This window comes from Burkholderia pulmonis, from assembly GCF_984667975.1.
In genome coordinates, this window is the sequence record NZ_OZ480186.1 from 2942959 (window position 1) to 2959934 (window position 16976).

Annotated in this window: 17 protein-coding genes; 9 read left to right on the forward strand and 8 right to left on the reverse strand. The window is 67.9% G+C overall.

The window, feature by feature from the left end; all coding sequences use genetic code 11:
* The first annotated feature begins 323 nt into the window (after positions 1–323).
* Positions 324–1253: an ornithine carbamoyltransferase gene (gene argF, locus AC5LXK_RS13665; RefSeq protein ID WP_493389286.1), complete on the forward strand. Its 930-nt coding sequence runs from the start codon at positions 324–326 to the stop codon at positions 1251–1253.
* Between the two features lie 87 nt (positions 1254–1340).
* Here argF and murB read toward each other — a convergent pair whose 3' ends face one another.
* Positions 1341–2390 (reverse strand): UDP-N-acetylmuramate dehydrogenase, encoded by a 1050-nt coding sequence (gene murB / locus AC5LXK_RS13670; RefSeq protein ID WP_493389287.1) that lies wholly within the window; start codon positions 2388–2390, stop codon positions 1341–1343.
* Positions 2391–2527: 137 nt separating this feature from the next.
* Here murB and AC5LXK_RS13675 point away from each other — a divergent pair, with 137 nt between their 5' ends.
* The gene (locus AC5LXK_RS13675) at positions 2528–3013 is read left to right on the forward strand and encodes a YajQ family cyclic di-GMP-binding protein (RefSeq protein ID WP_493389288.1); all 486 of its coding nucleotides are present in this window, start codon (positions 2528–2530) and stop codon (positions 3011–3013) included.
* 79 nt (positions 3014–3092) lie between these two features.
* Here the strand turns inward: AC5LXK_RS13675 and plsY are convergent, their stop codons facing one another.
* Both plsY and ybaK read right to left on the reverse strand, forming a co-directional pair.
* On the reverse strand, positions 3093–3731 hold the full coding sequence (plsY, locus tag AC5LXK_RS13680) for a glycerol-3-phosphate 1-O-acyltransferase PlsY (protein WP_493389289.1): 639 nt from the start codon (positions 3729–3731) through the stop codon (positions 3093–3095).
* Positions 3732–3847: 116 nt separating this feature from the next.
* A complete protein-coding gene (gene ybaK / locus AC5LXK_RS13685; RefSeq protein WP_493389290.1) occupies positions 3848–4339 on the reverse strand; it encodes a Cys-tRNA(Pro) deacylase in 492 nt (163 codons plus the stop codon).
* A gap of 239 nt (positions 4340–4578) precedes the next feature.
* Between ybaK and AC5LXK_RS13690 the strand changes: the two genes are divergently transcribed.
* A complete protein-coding gene (locus AC5LXK_RS13690; protein ID WP_493389291.1) occupies positions 4579–6141 on the forward strand; it encodes a class I adenylate-forming enzyme family protein in 1563 nt (520 codons plus the stop codon).
* Positions 6142–6223: 82 nt separating this feature from the next.
* On the opposite strand, the gene xerD is transcribed toward AC5LXK_RS13690, so the two are convergent.
* The 3 genes from xerD to queG form a co-directional block, all read right to left on the reverse strand.
* Entirely contained in the window at positions 6224–7174 is a 951-nt protein-coding gene (gene xerD / locus AC5LXK_RS13695; protein WP_493389292.1) for a site-specific tyrosine recombinase XerD, read from the reverse strand.
* Positions 7174–7641: a methylated-DNA--[protein]-cysteine S-methyltransferase gene (locus tag AC5LXK_RS13700; RefSeq protein ID WP_493389293.1), complete on the reverse strand. Its 468-nt coding sequence runs from the start codon at positions 7639–7641 to the stop codon at positions 7174–7176. Before AC5LXK_RS13700 ends, xerD begins: the two co-directional genes overlap by 1 nt.
* Positions 7642–7705: 64 nt before the next feature.
* The gene (gene queG, locus AC5LXK_RS13705; RefSeq protein WP_493389294.1) at positions 7706–8941 is read right to left on the reverse strand and encodes a tRNA epoxyqueuosine(34) reductase QueG; all 1236 of its coding nucleotides are present in this window, start codon (positions 8939–8941) and stop codon (positions 7706–7708) included.
* Positions 8942–8958: 17 nt separating this feature from the next.
* Here queG and tsaE point away from each other — a divergent pair, with 17 nt between their 5' ends.
* Together tsaE and AC5LXK_RS13715 are read left to right on the forward strand one after the other, a co-directional pair.
* Entirely contained in the window at positions 8959–9513 is a 555-nt protein-coding gene (gene tsaE / locus AC5LXK_RS13710) for a tRNA (adenosine(37)-N6)-threonylcarbamoyltransferase complex ATPase subunit type 1 TsaE (protein ID WP_493389295.1), read from the forward strand.
* Positions 9495–11021, forward strand: a complete 1527-nt coding sequence (locus AC5LXK_RS13715) for an N-acetylmuramoyl-L-alanine amidase (RefSeq protein WP_493389296.1) — start codon at positions 9495–9497, stop codon at positions 11019–11021. The genes tsaE and AC5LXK_RS13715 overlap by 19 nt, the downstream gene beginning before the upstream one ends.
* A 45-nt stretch (positions 11022–11066) precedes the next feature.
* On the opposite strand, the gene AC5LXK_RS13720 is transcribed toward AC5LXK_RS13715, so the two are convergent.
* Complete coding sequence (locus AC5LXK_RS13720) at positions 11067–11945, reverse strand: EamA family transporter (protein ID WP_493391224.1); 879 nt, start codon at positions 11943–11945, stop codon at positions 11067–11069.
* Between the two features lie 153 nt (positions 11946–12098).
* Between AC5LXK_RS13720 and AC5LXK_RS13725 the strand changes: the two genes are divergently transcribed.
* Both AC5LXK_RS13725 and trxA read left to right on the forward strand, forming a co-directional pair.
* Positions 12099–12980, forward strand: a complete 882-nt coding sequence (locus tag AC5LXK_RS13725) for a pirin family protein (protein ID WP_493389297.1) — start codon at positions 12099–12101, stop codon at positions 12978–12980.
* 52 nt (positions 12981–13032) lie between these two features.
* Positions 13033–13881 carry a thioredoxin gene (gene trxA / locus AC5LXK_RS13730; protein ID WP_493389298.1) on the forward strand — a complete coding sequence of 283 codons (849 nt, stop codon included), beginning with the start codon at positions 13033–13035 and terminating at the stop codon, positions 13879–13881.
* A 103-nt stretch (positions 13882–13984) separates the two neighbouring features.
* Here trxA and AC5LXK_RS13735 read toward each other — a convergent pair whose 3' ends face one another.
* A complete protein-coding gene (locus AC5LXK_RS13735; protein WP_493389299.1) occupies positions 13985–14842 on the reverse strand; it encodes a tRNA threonylcarbamoyladenosine dehydratase in 858 nt (285 codons plus the stop codon).
* Positions 14843–14970: 128 nt separating this feature from the next.
* On the opposite strand from AC5LXK_RS13735, the gene pdxH reads away from it, so the two are divergent.
* Entirely contained in the window at positions 14971–15615 is a 645-nt protein-coding gene (pdxH, locus tag AC5LXK_RS13740) for a pyridoxamine 5'-phosphate oxidase (RefSeq protein WP_493389300.1), read from the forward strand.
* Positions 15616–15736: 121 nt separating this feature from the next.
* Positions 15737–16957, forward strand: coding sequence for a class I SAM-dependent methyltransferase (locus AC5LXK_RS13745; RefSeq protein ID WP_493389301.1), 1221 nt, complete (start codon positions 15737–15739; stop codon positions 16955–16957).
* Positions 16958–16976 lie beyond the last annotated feature (19 nt).

Sequence of the window (16976 nt, forward strand, 5' to 3'; positions counted from 1 at the left end):
CCGATATCCCGAAAACGGGACGTCGATGCGCGCCGCCGGTGGACTGCACCGGATTTGTGCAGCGCACGGCTTGTGTCCGGCAGAGCGTGAAAAAGCTTGCCTGCCGGGCTGGAGAAAACTTTTGAATTATACCGCAGCGCGCCATCGCGCGCCGTCCCGACGGCCGCCTTCCCGCACCGTTTGCAGCCCGCCGTGATCGCGCCCCGCTTCTCCCCACGGCTCGTCAAAGCACAGAAAATCCTTTATGCTGCTTTGAGTTATCCACACCCGACGGCGGCGCCGTCCGGCTTCGCTGCCGGGTGAAACCCGCCGTATTTCGCTTCATGACCGCCAAAACCATTCGTCACTACCTGCAGTTCAAGGATTTCTCGCTGGAAGACTACGAGTACGTGCTCGAACGCACGGGTATCCTGAAGCGCAAGTTCAAGAACTACGAGACCTATCACCCGCTGCACGACCGCACGCTCGCGATGATCTTCGAGAAGAGCTCGACGCGCACGCGCCTGTCGTTCGAGGCCGGGATCTTCCAGCTCGGCGGCCACGCCGTCTTCATGAGCACGCGCGACACGCAGCTCGGCCGAGGCGAACCCGTCGAGGATTCCGCGCAGGTGATCTCGCGGATGGTCGACATCATCATGATCCGCACGTTCGAGCAGGAGGTCATCAAGCGCTTCGCGGACAACTCCCGCGTGCCGGTGATCAACGGCCTGACGAATGATTACCACCCGTGCCAGGTGCTCGCCGACATCTTCACGTACTACGAGCACCGCGGCCCGATCGCCGGCAAGACCGTCGCGTGGGTCGGTGATGCGAACAACATGCTCTACACGTGGATCGAGGCCGCGCAGATCCTCGGCTTCAAGCTGCGCCTGTCCACGCCGCCCGGCTACGCACTCGACATGAAGCTCGTATCGCCCGGCAGCGCGCCGTTCTACGAGGTGTTCGACGATCCGAACGAAGCCTGCAAGGGCGCCGACCTCGTTACCACCGACGTATGGACGAGCATGGGTTTCGAGGCCGAGAACGAGGCGCGCATGCAGGCGTTTGCCGACTGGTGCGTCGACGAGGAAATGATGGGGTACGCGAACCCGGACGCCCTCTTCATGCACTGCCTGCCCGCACACCGCGGCGAGGAAGTGACGGCCGGCGTGATCGACGGCCCGCAGAGCGTCGTGTGGGACGAGGCGGAAAACCGCCTGCACGTGCAAAAGGCGCTGATGGAGTTCCTGCTGCTCGGCCGCCTCAAGCACTGACGCGCCGGAACACACACGCATAAAAAAGCGCCGATCGACGATCGGCGCTTTTTGTTTGGGCCGGCAGAAAGCGGCGTGGCGCCTGCGTTACAGGCAGACCGGTTCGGCCTCCAGCTCGACGCCGAACTGCGCACGCACGTCGGCCTGGATCGCCTGCGCCAGCGCGAGCACGTCGGCGCCCGTCGCGCCGCCGCGATTGACGAGCACGAGCGCCTGGCGGTCGTGCACGGCCGCCGCGCCCAGCGCGCGCCCCTTCCAGCCACAGCGGTCGATCAGCCAGCCGGCCGCGAGCTTCACGTGCCCGTCCGGTTGCGGATACGACACGATTTCGGGTGCGCGGGCACGCAGCGCATCGAACTGCGCCGTGTCGATCACCGGATTCTTGAAGAAACTGCCCGCATTGCCGAGCACGAGCGGATCGGGCAGCTTCGCACGGCGGATCGCGACGACCGCGTCGAACACGTCGCGCGGCGCCGCCGCATCGGCTGCGATGCCGCGGGCGTCGAGTTCGCGCGTGACGTCCGCGTAGCCGAGCCGCGGCGCCCATTGCTTCGGCAGCCGGAAGGTCACCGACACGATCGCGAACCGGCCGCGCCCGTCCCGCTTGAAGAAGCTGTCGCGGTAGCCGAACGCGCAGCGCGCGGCGTCGAAGCGCTCGCTGCGCCCCGTCGCCAGCTCGACCGCGACCAGCGAGTCGAAATACGCCTTCATCTCGAGGCCGTATGCGCCGATGTTCTGGATCGGCGCGGCGCCGACGGTGCCGGGGATCAGCGCGAGGTTCTCGAGGCCCGGCATCCCGTGCTCGAGCGTCCACGCGACGAACGCGTGCCAGTTCTCGCCGCCGCCGGCCTCGACGTACCACGCATCGTCGTCCTCGCGCACGACGCGGCGGCCCGCGATCTCGTCGAGCAGCACGACGCCGTCGAAATCCCGCGTGAACACGACGTTGCTGCCGCCGCCGAGCACGAGCCGCGGCAGGTTCGCGACGCGCGGGTCGCGATGCAGCGCCTCGAACTGCGACGCCTGCGTGATGCGCGCGGCAAAGCGCGCGTTCGCGGCGATGCCGAACGTGTTGAGCTCGGCGAGCGGATGGTCGGGAAGCAGCGACAGGGCGGAATCGTCAGGAGGCATCGGCATTCGCGGTCACGTCGGCCCGGGCCGGCACATGACCGGTCTTGGGCAAACGGAGGGGCATCGGTAAAATGGCAAACAGTCCGCAATTATAGCGAGTGCCCGCGCGCGAGCCGGGTGCCCGCATCTCAAGGGAGAATGCCATGCCATCGTTCGACGTCGTTTCCGAAGCGAACATGATCGAAGTGAAGAACGCCATCGAGCAGTCGAACAAGGAAATTTCGACGCGCTTCGACTTCAAGGGCTCCGACGCCCGCGTCGAGCAGAAGGAGCGCGAGCTGACGCTGTTCGCCGACGACGATTTCAAGCTCGGCCAGGTCAAGGACGTGCTGATCAGCAAGCTCGCCAAGCGCAACGTCGACGTGCGCTTCCTCGACTACGGCAAGGTCGAGAAGATCGGCGGCGACAAGGTCAAGCAGATCGTCACCGTGAAGAAGGGCGTGACGGGCGACCTCGCGAAGAAGATCGTCAGGCTCGTGAAAGACAGCAAGATCAAGGTGCAGGCGAGCATCCAGGGCGACGCGGTGCGCGTGGCCGGCACGAAGCGCGACGACCTGCAGAACGTGATCGCGATGCTGCGCAAGGACGTGACCGACACGCCGCTCGACTTCAACAACTTCCGCGACTGATCGGCCCCCGATCCGTCGCGTCAGCCCGCTGGGCCCCGCACACGCGGCGCGCCCGGCGCGCGGCAGGCGCCGCGCTTTCTCAGGCCTTCCCGCCGTCCTGTGCGCCGCCGTCCGCGGCCGCCTTCTTCTTGTCGCCGATCCGGCTCTCCTGCCCCGCGAGCAGCTTCGAAATGTTGCCGCGGTGACGCCACACGAGCAGCACGCTCATCGCGAGCACCGCCCACGCGACCGGGTTGTGGCCCGTGCCGAACAGGAACACGTCGAACACCGGCGCGAACACCGCCGCCACCAGCGCCGCGAGCGACGAATAGCGGAAGAAGAACGCGACGATCAGCCAGGTCAGCGCGGTCGCGAGCCCGAGCACCGGGTGGATGGCGAGCAGCACGCCGGCCGCGGTCGCGACGCCCTTGCCGCCCTGGAAGCGGAAGAACACCGGATACAGGTGGCCGAGGAACACGGCGATCGCGACCCACGCGACCGCGACGTCGGGCAAACCGAAGTGCCGTGCGAGCCAGACGGCAATCCAGCCCTTGAACGCGTCGCCGACGAGCGTCAGGATCGCGGCCTTCTTGTTGCCGCTGCGCAGCACGTTGGTTGCGCCGGGATTCTTCGACCCGTACGAACGCGGGTCGGCCAGGCCCATCACGGAACTGACGACGACAGCGAACGACACCGAACCGATCAGGTAGGCAACGAGGGCGGCGAGCAGGATCTGCATGCGGAGGACTCTTCTTTCAACGTATCGGTAAAGGGACGGTCGTGCACGGCAAGCCGGCAGGCCGAAACGGCGCCCATTCTACCGAACGGGCGCGGGGTGCCACGAAGGTGAAACCCTCAGTCGACACTCGCGCACTGCACGGGCTGCGCGCCGAGCAGCGACACGAGTACCGCCGGTGCGAGGCTGACGAGGTAGCCGCGGCGGCCGCCGTTCAGGTAGATCGTCGGCAATTCGAGGATCGTCGCCTCGACGTAGACCGGCATCGCCTTGCGCGTGCCGAACGGCGACGTGCCGCCGACGAGATAGCCCGAATGGCGGTTCGCGACCTCGGGCTTGCACGGCTCGACGCGCTTCGCGCCGATCTGCCGTGCGAGGTTCTTCGTCGATACCGTGCGGTCGCCGTGCATCAGCACGATCAGCGGCTTCGCGTGTTCGTCTTCCATCACGAGCGTCTTGACGACGCAGTGCTCGTCGGCGCCGAGCTGACGCGCCGATTCGCCGGTGCCGCCGTGCTCGACGTAGTCGTACGGATGCTCTTCGAATGCAATGCCATGGCGGCGCAACAGCTGGGTCGCAGGGGTTTCGGACACGTGTCTGGATTTGCTCATGGCGGCATTTTAATGGCGAACGACCGGCGGGCGATGGCGAGCTCCGCACCGGCGGTATACTCGCGGCCCGTTTTCCGCCGGACGGCCGCCTGCGCCACCGCCCCGATTCCGCCCGTCATCATTGCGGACATCGCGAAGTGCTATTGCCCGATTGGCCGATTGTGGCGCGCCCGCCGTCATGGCACGATCGTTCGCAAACATCGTCAAGCCGCTGCCCGGCCCCCTTTTCTGGAGACGCCATGCCCTCGCCCATCCGTTCATCCGAGTCGCGCGACGTCGACGCCCTGCTCGCCGCGCTGCCGCGCCGCATCGCCGACGTGCCGGCGCGCCGGGCCGCGCAAGCGCCCGCGCATCCGGCGCTGATCGAGGATGCGCGCCGCCTGTCGTACGGCGAACTGGCGCAGGCCGTCGATGCGGCGGCCGAGCGGCTCGCGAGCCTCGGCGTGCAGGGCGGCGACCGCGTGATGATCGTCGCGGAAAACTGCGTCGTGCAGATCGTGCTGCTGTTCGCGGTGGCGCGCCTCGACGCGTGGGCGCTCGTGTCGAACGCGCGGCTGTCGGCCGGCGAACTCGATGCGATCGCCGCGCACGCACGCCCAAAGCTGATCGCGTTCACGACGGACGCATCGCCCGACGCACGCGCGCATGCGGCGCGGCTCGGCGCAACGCCCGCCCATGCGCTGCCGGTCGACATCGGCGCGTGGTCGTATCGGATCGATGCGGACGCGCCCGCCGAACCGGTGGCCGCCGATGGCGCTGCGCAATGCGCGGCGCTGATCTATACGACTGGCACGACCGGCACGCCGAAAGGCGTGATGCTGTCGCACCGCAACCTGCTGTTCATCGCGGCAATGTCGAGCACGCTGCGACGCGTGTCGCCCGACGATGTCGTCTATACGGTGCTGCCCGTGTCGCACGTGTACGGGCTCGCGTCGGTCTGCCTCGGCAGCCTGTATGCGGGCGCGACGTTGCGGCTCGCGCCGCGCTTTGCGCCGGAGGCCGTGCGTATCGCGCTCGCCGACGAAGGCGTCACGATCTTCCAGGGTGTGCCCGCGATGCACGCGAAGCTGCTCGAACACCTGCACACGCACGGCCACGCATGGCACGCGCCGCGCCTGCGCTTCGCGTATTCGGGCGGCTCGCCGCTCGACGCGAACCTGAAGGCGCGCGTCGAGCGCACGTACGGCGTGTCGTTGCACAACGGCTACGGGATGACCGAAAGCAGCCCGACGATCACGCAGACGCCGATCGACGCGCCGCGCACCGACAGCTCGGTCGGCGTGCCGATTCCCGGCGTCGACATGCGGATCGTCGCACCCGACGGGGCCGACGTCCCGCAGGGCGAAGTCGGCGAGATCCGCGTGCGCGGGCCGAACGTGATGCTCGGCTACTACCGCAATGCGGACGCGACGCGCGCGGCCGTGTCGGCGGACGGCTGGCTGAGCACCGGCGATCTCGCGCGGCAGGAAGCCGACGGCGCCGTGACGATCGCGGGCCGCAGCAAGGAACTGATCATCCGCTCGGGCTTCAACGTGTATCCGGTCGAGGTCGAGCAGGTACTGAACGCGCATCCGGACGTCGTGCAGGCGGCCGTGATCGGCCGTGCGATCGAAGGCAACGAGGAAGTGCTCGCGTTCGTCGAGCGGGTGCCGGGCGCGATCGTGGACGAAGCGGCATTGCATGCGTGGTGCGCGGAGCGGCTCACGCCTTACAAACGTCCGTCGCACATCCGCGTGCTCGATGCGCTGCCGGCCGCGTCGACCGGCAAGGTGCTCAAGCACAGGCTGCGCGAGCTGGTCTGACGCCGCCCGCTGCGCGGCCGGGCATGCATGAAGCGCTCGTCGAAGCCCGCACCGTGCGTGCCGGACGCGCGCGCCCCGCGCGCTAGCCGCGCGGATGGTGCTGCGCGTGCAGCGTCTTCAACCGCTCGCGCGCGACATGCGTGTAGATCTGCGTGGTCGAGATGTCGCTGTGGCCGAGCAGCAATTGCACGACGCGCAGGTCGGCGCCGTGGTTCAGCAGGTGCGTCGCGAACGCATGCCGCAGCGTGTGCGGCGACAGGTGCGCGCGCACGTCGGCCTGCTGCGCGTGGCGCTTGATGATGTTCCAGAACTGCTGGCGCGTCATCCCGTCGCCGCGCGCGGTCACGAACAGCGCATCGGCCGCGCGTGCGCCGAGCAGCACCGGCCGCGCATCGCGCAGGTAACGCTCGATCCAGCCGTGCGCGACTTCGCCGAACGGCACGAGCCGCTCCTTCGAGCCCTTGCCCATCACGCGCACGACGCCTTCGTTCAGGCCGACCTCGACCGTCTTCAGCGTCACGAGCTCGCTCACGCGCAGCCCGCTCGCATACATCAGCTCGAGCATCGTGCGATCGCGCAGGCCGAGCGGCGTACCGATGTCGGGCGCGCCGAGCAGCGCTTCGACCTGCGCCTCGGACAGCGTCGACGGGAACCGGGCCGCCTGTTTCGCGGACGTGATCCGCAGCGTCGGATCGGCGCTCGCGCGATGCTCGCGCACGGCCCAGCCGTAATAGCGACGGAACACCGACAGCCGCCGGTTCGACGACGTCGCCTTGCCGTCGCTGCGCGCGGCAATGTAGCCCGTCACCATTGCCTCGTCGGCCGAATCGAGCGGTGCGTCGTGCGTCGCGGCCAGCCACTGGGAAAACAGCACCAGATCGCGCCGGTACGCGTCGAGCGTATTGCGCGCAAGCCCGTGCTCGAGCCACAGCGCATCGCAGAACACGTCGATCGACGCGCGGCTCGCGAGCAGCGCGGGCGAGGCTTCGGCGGCATCGTCGCCGGCTTCGGGGGAAATCATCGGTTCGCTCATCAGTACGGCACGCCCTCGTGCGCCAGCAGCCAGCGCTTCACTTTCTGGTAATAGCCGTTGTCGTCGTGGTTCGCGAAGCCGCCGATGCCGCCCGCCGCGACGACGCGATGGCACGGGATCACGAGCGGGAAGTAGTTCGCGCCGCATGCCTGGCCGACCGCGCGCGGCGCGCTGCCGATCCGCTTCGCGACCTGGCCGTAGGTCAGTACCGTACCGGGCGGGATATCGCTGATCACGTCCCAGACGCGGTGCTGGAAGACGCTGCCGACGTCGGCGAGCGGCAGGTCGAAGCGCGCCGACGCGCGCTCGAAATAACGTTCGATCTGCTTGACCGCGCGCTTCGCGAGTGCCGAATCCGGATCGACCGACTTCATCGATTCGGGCAGATAGACGATTTCGCGCACCACCGCGGCATCCGTGCGGATGCCGACCTTGCCGAACGGCGCGTCGATGACTGCGTTGAACATTGTCTTCTCCTGACCGGGGGATGCGCGCGGGCCGGCCGCGCGCCGACGACACTTTACGCCGCCTTCACGCGGCACGCAGCGCCCATTCGACATGCTCGCGCACGACCGGCGACGGATCGTCTGCCCGTGCGCGCAACGCGGCGACGATCGCGTCGCGCGCCTGCGGCGAGAGCCGGCCGGCGCCGGCGCGCAGCGCATTGCCGAGCCCGACCGCGAGATTGCGCAGCCAGCTTTCGTAGCCGATGCGCCGGATCGCGCTGCCCTGCATCCGCGTGTCGAATGCGTCGGCGTCCCACGCGAACAGCTCGACGAGCGTCGCGCGGTCGAGGCCGTGCCGCACGTCGAAATCGGCGACGGGCGCGGCCTGCGCGAACTTGTTCCACGGACACACGAGCTGGCAGTCGTCGCAGCCGTACACGCGATTGCCGATCATCGGCCGCAGCGGCTCGGGGATGCTGCCTTTCAATTCGATCGTCAGGTACGAGATGCAGCGGCGCGCATCGACGCGGTACGGCTCGACGATCGCGCCGGTCGGGCATGCGTCGATGCAGCGCGTGCAGCTGCCGCAGTGCGCGCCCGGTGTCTCGGGTGCGGTATCGGGCGACGTGTGCGCATCGGTCGGCAGCGGCAGGTCGACGTAGATTTCGCCGAGGAAGAACAGCGACCCGGCATCGCGCTGCAGCAGCAGCGTGTGCTTGCCGCGCCAGCCGACGCCGGCCTTCTGCGCAAGCTCGACCTCGAGCACCGGCGCCGAATCGGTGAACACGCGATAGCCGAATGCGCCGATCTCGCGCTCGATGCGCTCCGCGAGCGTCTGCAGCCGGTTGCGCAGCACCTTGTGATAGTCGCGGCCGCGCGCATAGATCGACACGACGGCCGCCTGCGGGTCGTCGAGCCGCGCCCGTTCGCGCGCGCGCCAATCGTGCGGCGCAAGCGCACCGGGCGCGTCGCCGGGCACGCCGTCGGCGAGCGTTTCGGCCGGCAGATAGGCGAGCCGCACGGAGATCACGCGTCGCGTACCGGCCACAAGTTCGGCCGGACGCGCGCGTTTCATCCCATGTTTCGCCATATAATCCATTTCGCCGTGGTATCCGGCTTCCAGCCAGGCGGCGAGGCCTGCTTCGGCATCCGAGAGATCGGTATCGCTGATGCCGATCGCCCCGAAACCCAATTCGCGCCCCCACGCCCTGATGCGAGCGGCGAGCGCAGTCAACGCCGCATCGTCGAGCGCGCACGGCGCCGCGCCTTCGGCATGAGTCGAAGGCTTGTCGGATGCGGCGAGTTCCGGTAATCGGTTCATCGCACTATTTTACGAGAATGTCAGCTACGTCCAGCCATATGCCTCATGACGCCATGCTGCCCGCCCCGTTCGCCGAGCGCGTGATCGCGCTCGCCGACGAAGCGGCAACCGACGCATTCGGCACGCGCTTCGCGCACGCGCTCGACGCAGCGCGCATCGCGCTCGACCGCGCACATGTGTTCGGCGGGCTGCAAATTCAGCTGGTCGGCGATCTCGGCGCGGGCAAGACGACCCTCGTGCGCGCGATCCTGCGCGGCCTCGGCCACCAGGGGCGCGTACGCAGCCCGACCTATACGCTCGTCGAGCCGTACGCGCTCGACCGCAGCGATGGGGAACTTGAGGTCTATCACTTCGATCTGTATCGATTCAACGATCCGGCCGAATGGTCCGATGCAGGCTTTCGCGAATATTTCAATTCCAGCGCGATCTGCCTCGTCGAATGGCCGCAACAGGCAGGCGCGCTGCTCGGCGTGCCCGATCTGGTTTTCTCGCTCGATGTGGATGGCGACGGCCGCGCCCTCACCGTCCGGGCGTATAGCGCTTCAGGAAAGGCATGTCTCGAAAGATGTTGATCAAACCGTTCCGCTCGATCGAATCGGCGGCCACCGCGACGCACAACTGGCGCCGCCGCCAGATCCTGTGCGCGGGCGCGTCGACGCTGGTGCTCGGTCTCGTCGCACCGCGGCTCGCGCACGCGTCGTCGGTGCTCGGCGTGCGCGTGTGGCCCGCGCGCGATTACACGCGCGTCACGATCGAATCCGATCAGCCGCTGCAGAATAGCCAACAGCTGTTGCAGGGTCCCGACCGTCTCGTCGTCGACCTGACCGGCCTCGATCTCGACCAGGCGCTGCGCGACCTCGTGTCGAAGATCGCGCCGAACGATCCGCAGATCCAGTCGGTGCGCGTCGGCCAGTATCAGCCGCACGTCGTGCGGATGGTGTTCGACCTGAAAGGTTCGGTCAAACCGCAGGTGTTCACGCTGCCGCCCGTCGGCACCTACAAGTACCGGCTCGTGTTCGACCTGTATCCGGCCGTCGCGCCCGATCCGCTGTCCGACCTGATCGCGCAGACGGAACGCAAGGAGCAGGCGCTCAACGACACGGCGCGCGCGCAGCAGATGCAGCCGCCGCCTGCGCTGGCCGGCCCCGGCACCCCGGCGCCCGGCGCGGGCGACAACAGCGACGCGTTCTTCCAGCGCTTCGCGCAGAACACGCCGGCCACGCCGCATGCGCCGCCGGCCGCCGGCACGCCTTCGACGCCGCCGAAACCGGCCGTCAAGCCGCCGCCCGTCATCGCGCGCCGCGACGACAGCGACGACGATGGCGACACCTACAAGTTCACCGCACCGAAATCCGGCAAGGGCGGCACCGTGCGCCTGCTGACGGTCGCGATCGATCCGGGCCACGGCGGCGAGGATCCGGGCGCGATCGGCGGCGGCGGCACGTACGAGAAGCACATTGCGCTCGACATCGCGAAGAAGCTGCGCGCGAAGATCGACGCTGCGCCGAACATGCGCGCGATGATGACGCGCGACGCCGACTTCTTCGTACCGCTGAACGTGCGCGTGCAGAAGGCGCGCCGCGTCGGCGCCGACCTGTTCGTGTCGATCCACGCGGACGCGTTCACGACGCCGTCCGCACGCGGCTCGTCGGTGTTCGCGCTGTCCGACCACGGTGCGACGAGCGCCGCGGCGCGCTGGATGGCGAACAAGGAGAATTCGTCCGACCTGATCGGCGGGATCAACATCAAGACGGCGGATGCGGCCGTGAACCGCGCGCTGTTCGACATGTCGACGACCGCCCAGATCCGCGACTCGCTGCGCTACGGCAATTACGTGCTGAAGGAAGTCGGCGGCATCAACAAGCTGCACAAGGGCTCGGTCGAGCAGGCCGGGTTCGCGGTGCTGAAGGCGCCCGACATTCCGTCGATCCTCGTCGAGACCGCGTTCATCAGCAACCCGGACGAAGAGCGCCGGCTCAACGACGACAGCTATCGCGACGAGATGGCCGACGCGATCTTCCGCGGCATCAAGCGTTACTTCTCCGCGAATCCGCCGCTCGCGAAGAACCGGATGGCCTGACGGCCGCCCGTTCCCTGCCGCCGGCACGCGCTGCGTGCCGGCGCGTCACGACGCCGCGAAGCGGCTCAGCAGTTTCCCGCCGAACACGTTCACCGCGAGCCCGCCCATCACGAGCGCGGTGCCGATCAGCTGCGCGCGTGTCAGATGTTCGTCGAGCAGCAGCGCCGACGACGCGAGCCCGACGACCGGCACCAGCAGCGAGAACTGCGCGACCTGCGCCGCCGGGTAACGCGACAGCAGGCGGCTCCACAACCCGTAGCCGAGCAGCGTCGCGACGAACGCGAGATAGACGACCGCGAAGATCGACGCGCCGTTGAGCCCGGCGAGCGCGGCCGCGATCCGCTGCGGCCCTTCGAACCACAGCGACAGCAGGAAGAACGGCACGGGCGGCACGAGGCTCGCCCACACGACGAGCGATACGAGGTTCGCCTTCCCGACCTTCTTCGTGACGATATTGCCGAATGCCCACATCGCGGCCGAGCAGATCGTCAGCAGGAAACCCGCGAGCGTCATCGCGCGGCCGCCCTGCGCGGCGATCACGACGAGCCCGCCCGCGGCGATCGCGAGCCCGATCAGGTTCTGCACGCGCAGCCGCTCGCCGAGGAACAGCATCGCGAACACGAGCGTGAAGAACGCCTGCGACTGCAGCACGAGCGACGCGAGGCCGGCGGGCATGCCGACGTACATGCCGGTGAACAGGAACACGAACTGGCCGAGCTGGATCGTCGCGCCGTACAGCACCAGCAGGCGCCACGGAATCTGCGGCCGGCGCACGAAGAACACCGCGGGCACGGCCGCGAGCGTGAAGCGCAGCGCGCCGAGCAGCATCGGCGGCATCCCGTGCAGGCCGACCTTGATCACGACGAAGTTCACGCCCCACGCCAGGATCACGACCAGCGCGAGCAGCAAGTCCTTCGGGGCCATCATCGGCGTCTCCTCGATTCGGATCGTTGTTCTGAAGCGCGTCAGTCTACCGGGTTTCGCCGCCCGGCCCGATACCCGCGCGGCGCACATGGAATCGGCGGCGGGCGGCCAGTACAATGACCGGCATCCCCCCGCCGCTCCACAGGATTCACCATGACCGACTCGATCAAAGCCCTGCTGAAGCCGCACGTGCGCGACATCGGCAACCTGCAGGTGCGCCGCACGCTGCCCGCGCTCGCCGCGCGCCTCGTCGGCCCGTTCATCTTCTTCGATCACATGGGACCCGCCACGCTGCCGGCCGGCACGGGGCTCGACGTACGCCCGCACCCGCACATCGGGCTCGCGACCGTCACCTACCTGTTCGACGGCGCGATCCTGCACCGCGACAGCCTCGGCTCGCTGCAGGAAATCGTGCCGGGCGACGTGAACTGGATGACGGCCGGCCGCGGAATCGTCCACTCCGAGCGCACACCCGACGCGCAACGCGCGAACGGCCATACCGTGCACGGGATCCAGACCTGGGTCGCGCTGCCGCAAGCGCACGAGACGACCGAGCCGTCGTTCGAGCACCACGCGGCCGACACGCTGCCCAAGCGCAACGAAGACGGCGTCGCGCTGACGGTGATCGCCGGCGATGCGTTCGGGCTGCGCTCGCCCGTGACCACCTTCTCGCGCACGCTGTACGTCGCGGCCGAATTCGCGGCCGGCGGCCGGCTCGAACTCGATGCGGCGCACGAGGAGCGCGCGGTCTACGTGGTCGACGGCGAGCTCGCGATCGACGGCACGCCGGTACCGGCCGAACAGATGGCCGTACTCGCGCCGGGTGCCGCGGTCACGCTGACGAGCGGCAGCGGCGCGCGCGCGATGCTGCTCGGCGGCGACAGGATCGACGGCGAACGCTTCATCGAGTGGAATTTCGTCGCCAGCAGCCGCGACGCGATCGAGCGCGCGAAAGCCGCCTGGACCCGCCAGGAAATGGGCAAGGTGCCGGGCGAGACCGAATGGATTCCGCTGCCCGAATCGAAGCCGCGTTGAAAAAGGGGCGCGCTGCCCCCATCCTGACGATATTCGAACGAAAGAGAACGACATGGACACCACGCTTGCCACATTCGAGAACGACGTCATCGAGGCGTCGCTGGACACGCCCGTGCTGGTCGACTTCTGGGCGCCGTGGTGCGGCCCCTGCAAGACGCTCGGCCCGCTGCTGGAAAAGCTCGAAGCCGACTATGAAGGGCGCTGGAAGCTCGTGAAGGTCAACGTCGACGAAAACCAGGAACTCGCCGCGCACTTCCAGACGCGCAGCATCCCGCACGTGATCGCGTTTGCGGACGGGCGCCCGGTCGACCAGTTCGTCGGCGTGCTGCCCGAAGGCCAGCTGCGCGCATTCCTCGACCGGCTGCTGCCGGCGCCCGAGGAAGCCGAGCGCCGCGCCGCGCAGTACGCGATGGCCGAACAGCGCTACGACGATGCGCTCACGCACCTCGAAGCGGCGCTCGTGCTGAGCCCCGGTTTCGACGACGCACGCCTCGACCTGATCGAGCTGCTGCTCGCGAGCAACCAGATCGACGCCGCACGCGCCGAAACCGAACGCCTGTCACCGCAAACGCTGCAGAACGGCGATCCGCGCTACCAGGCGATCAAGACCCGTTTCGATGCGCTCGACGCGACAGCCGACCTGCCGCCGACCGATGCGATCGAGGCGCGCATCGCGGCGAACCCGGCCGATCTCGACGCGCGCTTCGACCTCGCGCAGAGCCTGATCGCGCGACGCGCGTACGACGGTGCGGTGGAGCAGCTGCTGGAAATCGTCTCGCGCGATCGCGCGTACGGCGACGATCTCGGCCGCCGCACGCTGATCTCGGTGTTCGAACTGGCCGGCGATCGTCCCGACCTCGTCGCCGGGTGGCGACGCAAGCTGAGCATGGCGCTCAACTGACGCACGACGTGCCGGGCCGCAACGGCCCGGCTGCATCGCCAAATCGCGCGCGGCACGTTAGACGCGCCGCCGCCTCATCCTGCCCTGCCCGCGCGTCGCGGGCTCAGCCGGCCGCCTGCGCCGCAATCGCGCGCAGTGCATGCGCGGCGGCCGCGAAACCGAAGCTCGCGGTCACACACACGCTCGAACCGAACCCCGCGCAGTTGAGCCCCGCGACGTGGGCAGCCGCGGACGGCTCGGTGCCGTCCTCGAGGTCGCACGCGGCAGCTTCCGGGTAGATCAGCGGTTCATCCGAATACACGGCACTGACCTTGAAACGCGCCTTCGGGCCGCGCGGAAAGCCGTGCTGCTTGCGCAACTGCGCACGCACCTTCGACAGCAGCGGATCCTGGATCGTCAGCGCGAGATCGTCGATGCGGATGCGCGTCGGGTCGAGCTGCCCGCCCGCGCCGCCGACGACGACGAGCGGCTGCCGCTGCGCGACGCACCACGCGATCAGCGCGACCTTCGTGCGCACGCTGTCGATCGCGTCGATCACGTAGTCGAAGCCGCCGCCGAGCAGCGCGTCGAAGTTGTCCGGCTCGACGAAATCCTCGATCCGGTTCACGCGGCACGCGGGATCGATCAGCGCGATCCGCTCGGCCATCGCGTCGACCTTCGGCTTGCCGTAATTGCCGTCGAGCGCATGGATCTGCCGGTTGGTATTGCTTTCGGCGACGTTGTCGAGATCGATCAGCGTCAGCGTGCCGACCGCGTTGCGCGCGAGCGCCTCGGCCACCCACGATCCGACGCCGCCGATCCCTATCACCGCGACGTGCGCACGCTCGAACGCGGCAGCGGCCGGCGCGCCGTACAGGCGCGCGACGCCGCCGAAACGCCGGGCGCGATCCACGTCAAGCTGGATTTCCGGTGTCGGGGTAAGATCAGAAGAACTAGGCGGGGCAGCGTCGGCGGAAGACATGGCAGCAAGGAAAACGTAAGTCGTGCAGCCCTCTATTTTGCCTGAACTCCCCGCTCGAACGCGCCACTGTGCACGCACGATTCTCGCGCGTTCGCTATACTGGCCCCAGATTGAAGCGTTTGCATAACATGACGACTCTCGCCGATCTCCGCATCAACTATTCACGTGCTTCGCTCGACGAAGCCGATGCCGCCCCCGACCCCTTCGCCCAGTTCGATCGCTGGTTCAAGGAGGCGCTCGCCGCCCAGCTGCCCGAGCCGAACACGATGACGCTCGCGACCGTCGGCGACGACGGCCGGCCGTCGGCCCGAATCGTGCTCATCAAGGGCGTCGACGAACGCGGGTTCGTCTTTTTCACCAATTACGAAAGCCGCAAGGGGCACGATCTCGCCGTGCATCCGCAAGCCGCGCTGCTGTTCTACTGGATCGAGCTCGAGCGCCAGGTGCGCATCGAAGGCCGGATCGAGAAAACCAGCGCCGAAGAAAGCGACCGCTATTTCGCGTCGCGACCGCTCGGCTCGCGCATCGGCGCATGGGCGTCGGAGCAGAGCGCCGTGATCGACAGCCGCGCGACGCTCGAAGCGCGCGAAAAGGCCGTCGGCGAGCGCTACGGCGACAACCCGCCGCGCCCGCCGCACTGGGGCGGCTACCGCCTCGTACCCGACTCGATCGAGTTCTGGCAGGGGCGCCCGTCGCGGCTGCACGACCGCCTGCTCTATACGCGCGACGCCGCGGCGTCGCCGGGCTGGACGATCTCGCGCCTGTCGCCGTAAGCGCGGCGCCGGCGCGTGCCGGTCGTGTCTCGTGTTGCATCCGGGCGCCCGCCTCGCAAGCGGCGGGCGCCGGTCAAGATACTTGGCTGTATTCGATTCAACGAACAAACGGAGAATCCAAATGTTCTGGGAAAAGAAGCTGGCACAGTGGGCGGACGAAGTACGGGCGAAAGCGAACATACCTGCGCGCCTCGTGCTGTGGAACGGCGATCAACTCGATTTCGGCACCTTCAGCGCGCCGCAGGTCACGCTGAAGGTGAACAGCGCGTCGGCGCTGCCGCTGCTGCTCGAACCGAGCCTCGACAATCTCGGCGAGGCGTACGTGAAGGGCAAGATCGACATCGAAGGCAAGCTGTCGGACATCATCAACATCGGCTACTCGCTCGCGCGCAGCACCGTGACGAGCGCGAGCAAGCTCGCACGCGTGAAGCGCTACTTCAATCACTCGAAGAGCACCGACCGGAAGGCGATCCAGTATCACTACGACGTCTCCAACGAGTTCTACCAGCTGTGGCTCGACGAGAACATGGTGTACTCGTGTGCGTACTTCGAGAACGGCGACGAGGATCTCGCCACCGCGCAGATCAAGAAGATCGACCACATCCTGACGAAGATCCGGCTCGAGCCCGGCCAGCGCCTGCTCGACATCGGCTGCGGCTGGGGGGCGCTCGTGCTGCGCGCCGCGCAGAAGTTCGGCGCGACGTGTCTCGGCGTGACGCTGTCGCAGAACCAGTTCGACCTCGCAACCGCGCGCGTGAAGGCCGCGGGGCTGGAAGACAGGATCGAGATTCGTCTGCAGGATTACCGCGAGATCGACGGCCAGTTCGACCGCATCACGAGCGTCGGGATGTTCGAGCACGTCGGCCGCAAGAACCTGCCGCTCTACTTCTCGCGCGTGCACGACCTGCTCGCCGACGAAGGCATCGCGATGAACCACGGGATCACGTCGACCGACGCGGAAAGCGGCGAAACGGCGCTCGGCGGCGGCGAATTCATCGACCGCTACGTGTTCCCGGACGGCGAGCTGCCGCACATCAGCCTCGCGCTCGAATCGGCGCAGCGCGGCGGACTCGAGGCGATTGACGTCGAAAGCCTGCGGCGGCACTATGCGCGCACACTGGAAATCTGGACGGAAAACTTCGAAGCGAAGGCCGACCAGGCGAAAGCACTCGTCGACGACGAAAAATTCCGCATCTGGCGCGTGTATCTGGCCGGCTGCGCGTATGCATTCGAGCACGACGACGTGTCGATCTTCCAGATCGTGTGCCGCAAGGCCGGACGCAGCGCGAAAACGCTGCCGTGGTCGCGGCGCTATATGTACGAACACGCGCTGCCGCGCTAGGCAGCACATCACGCTGGGC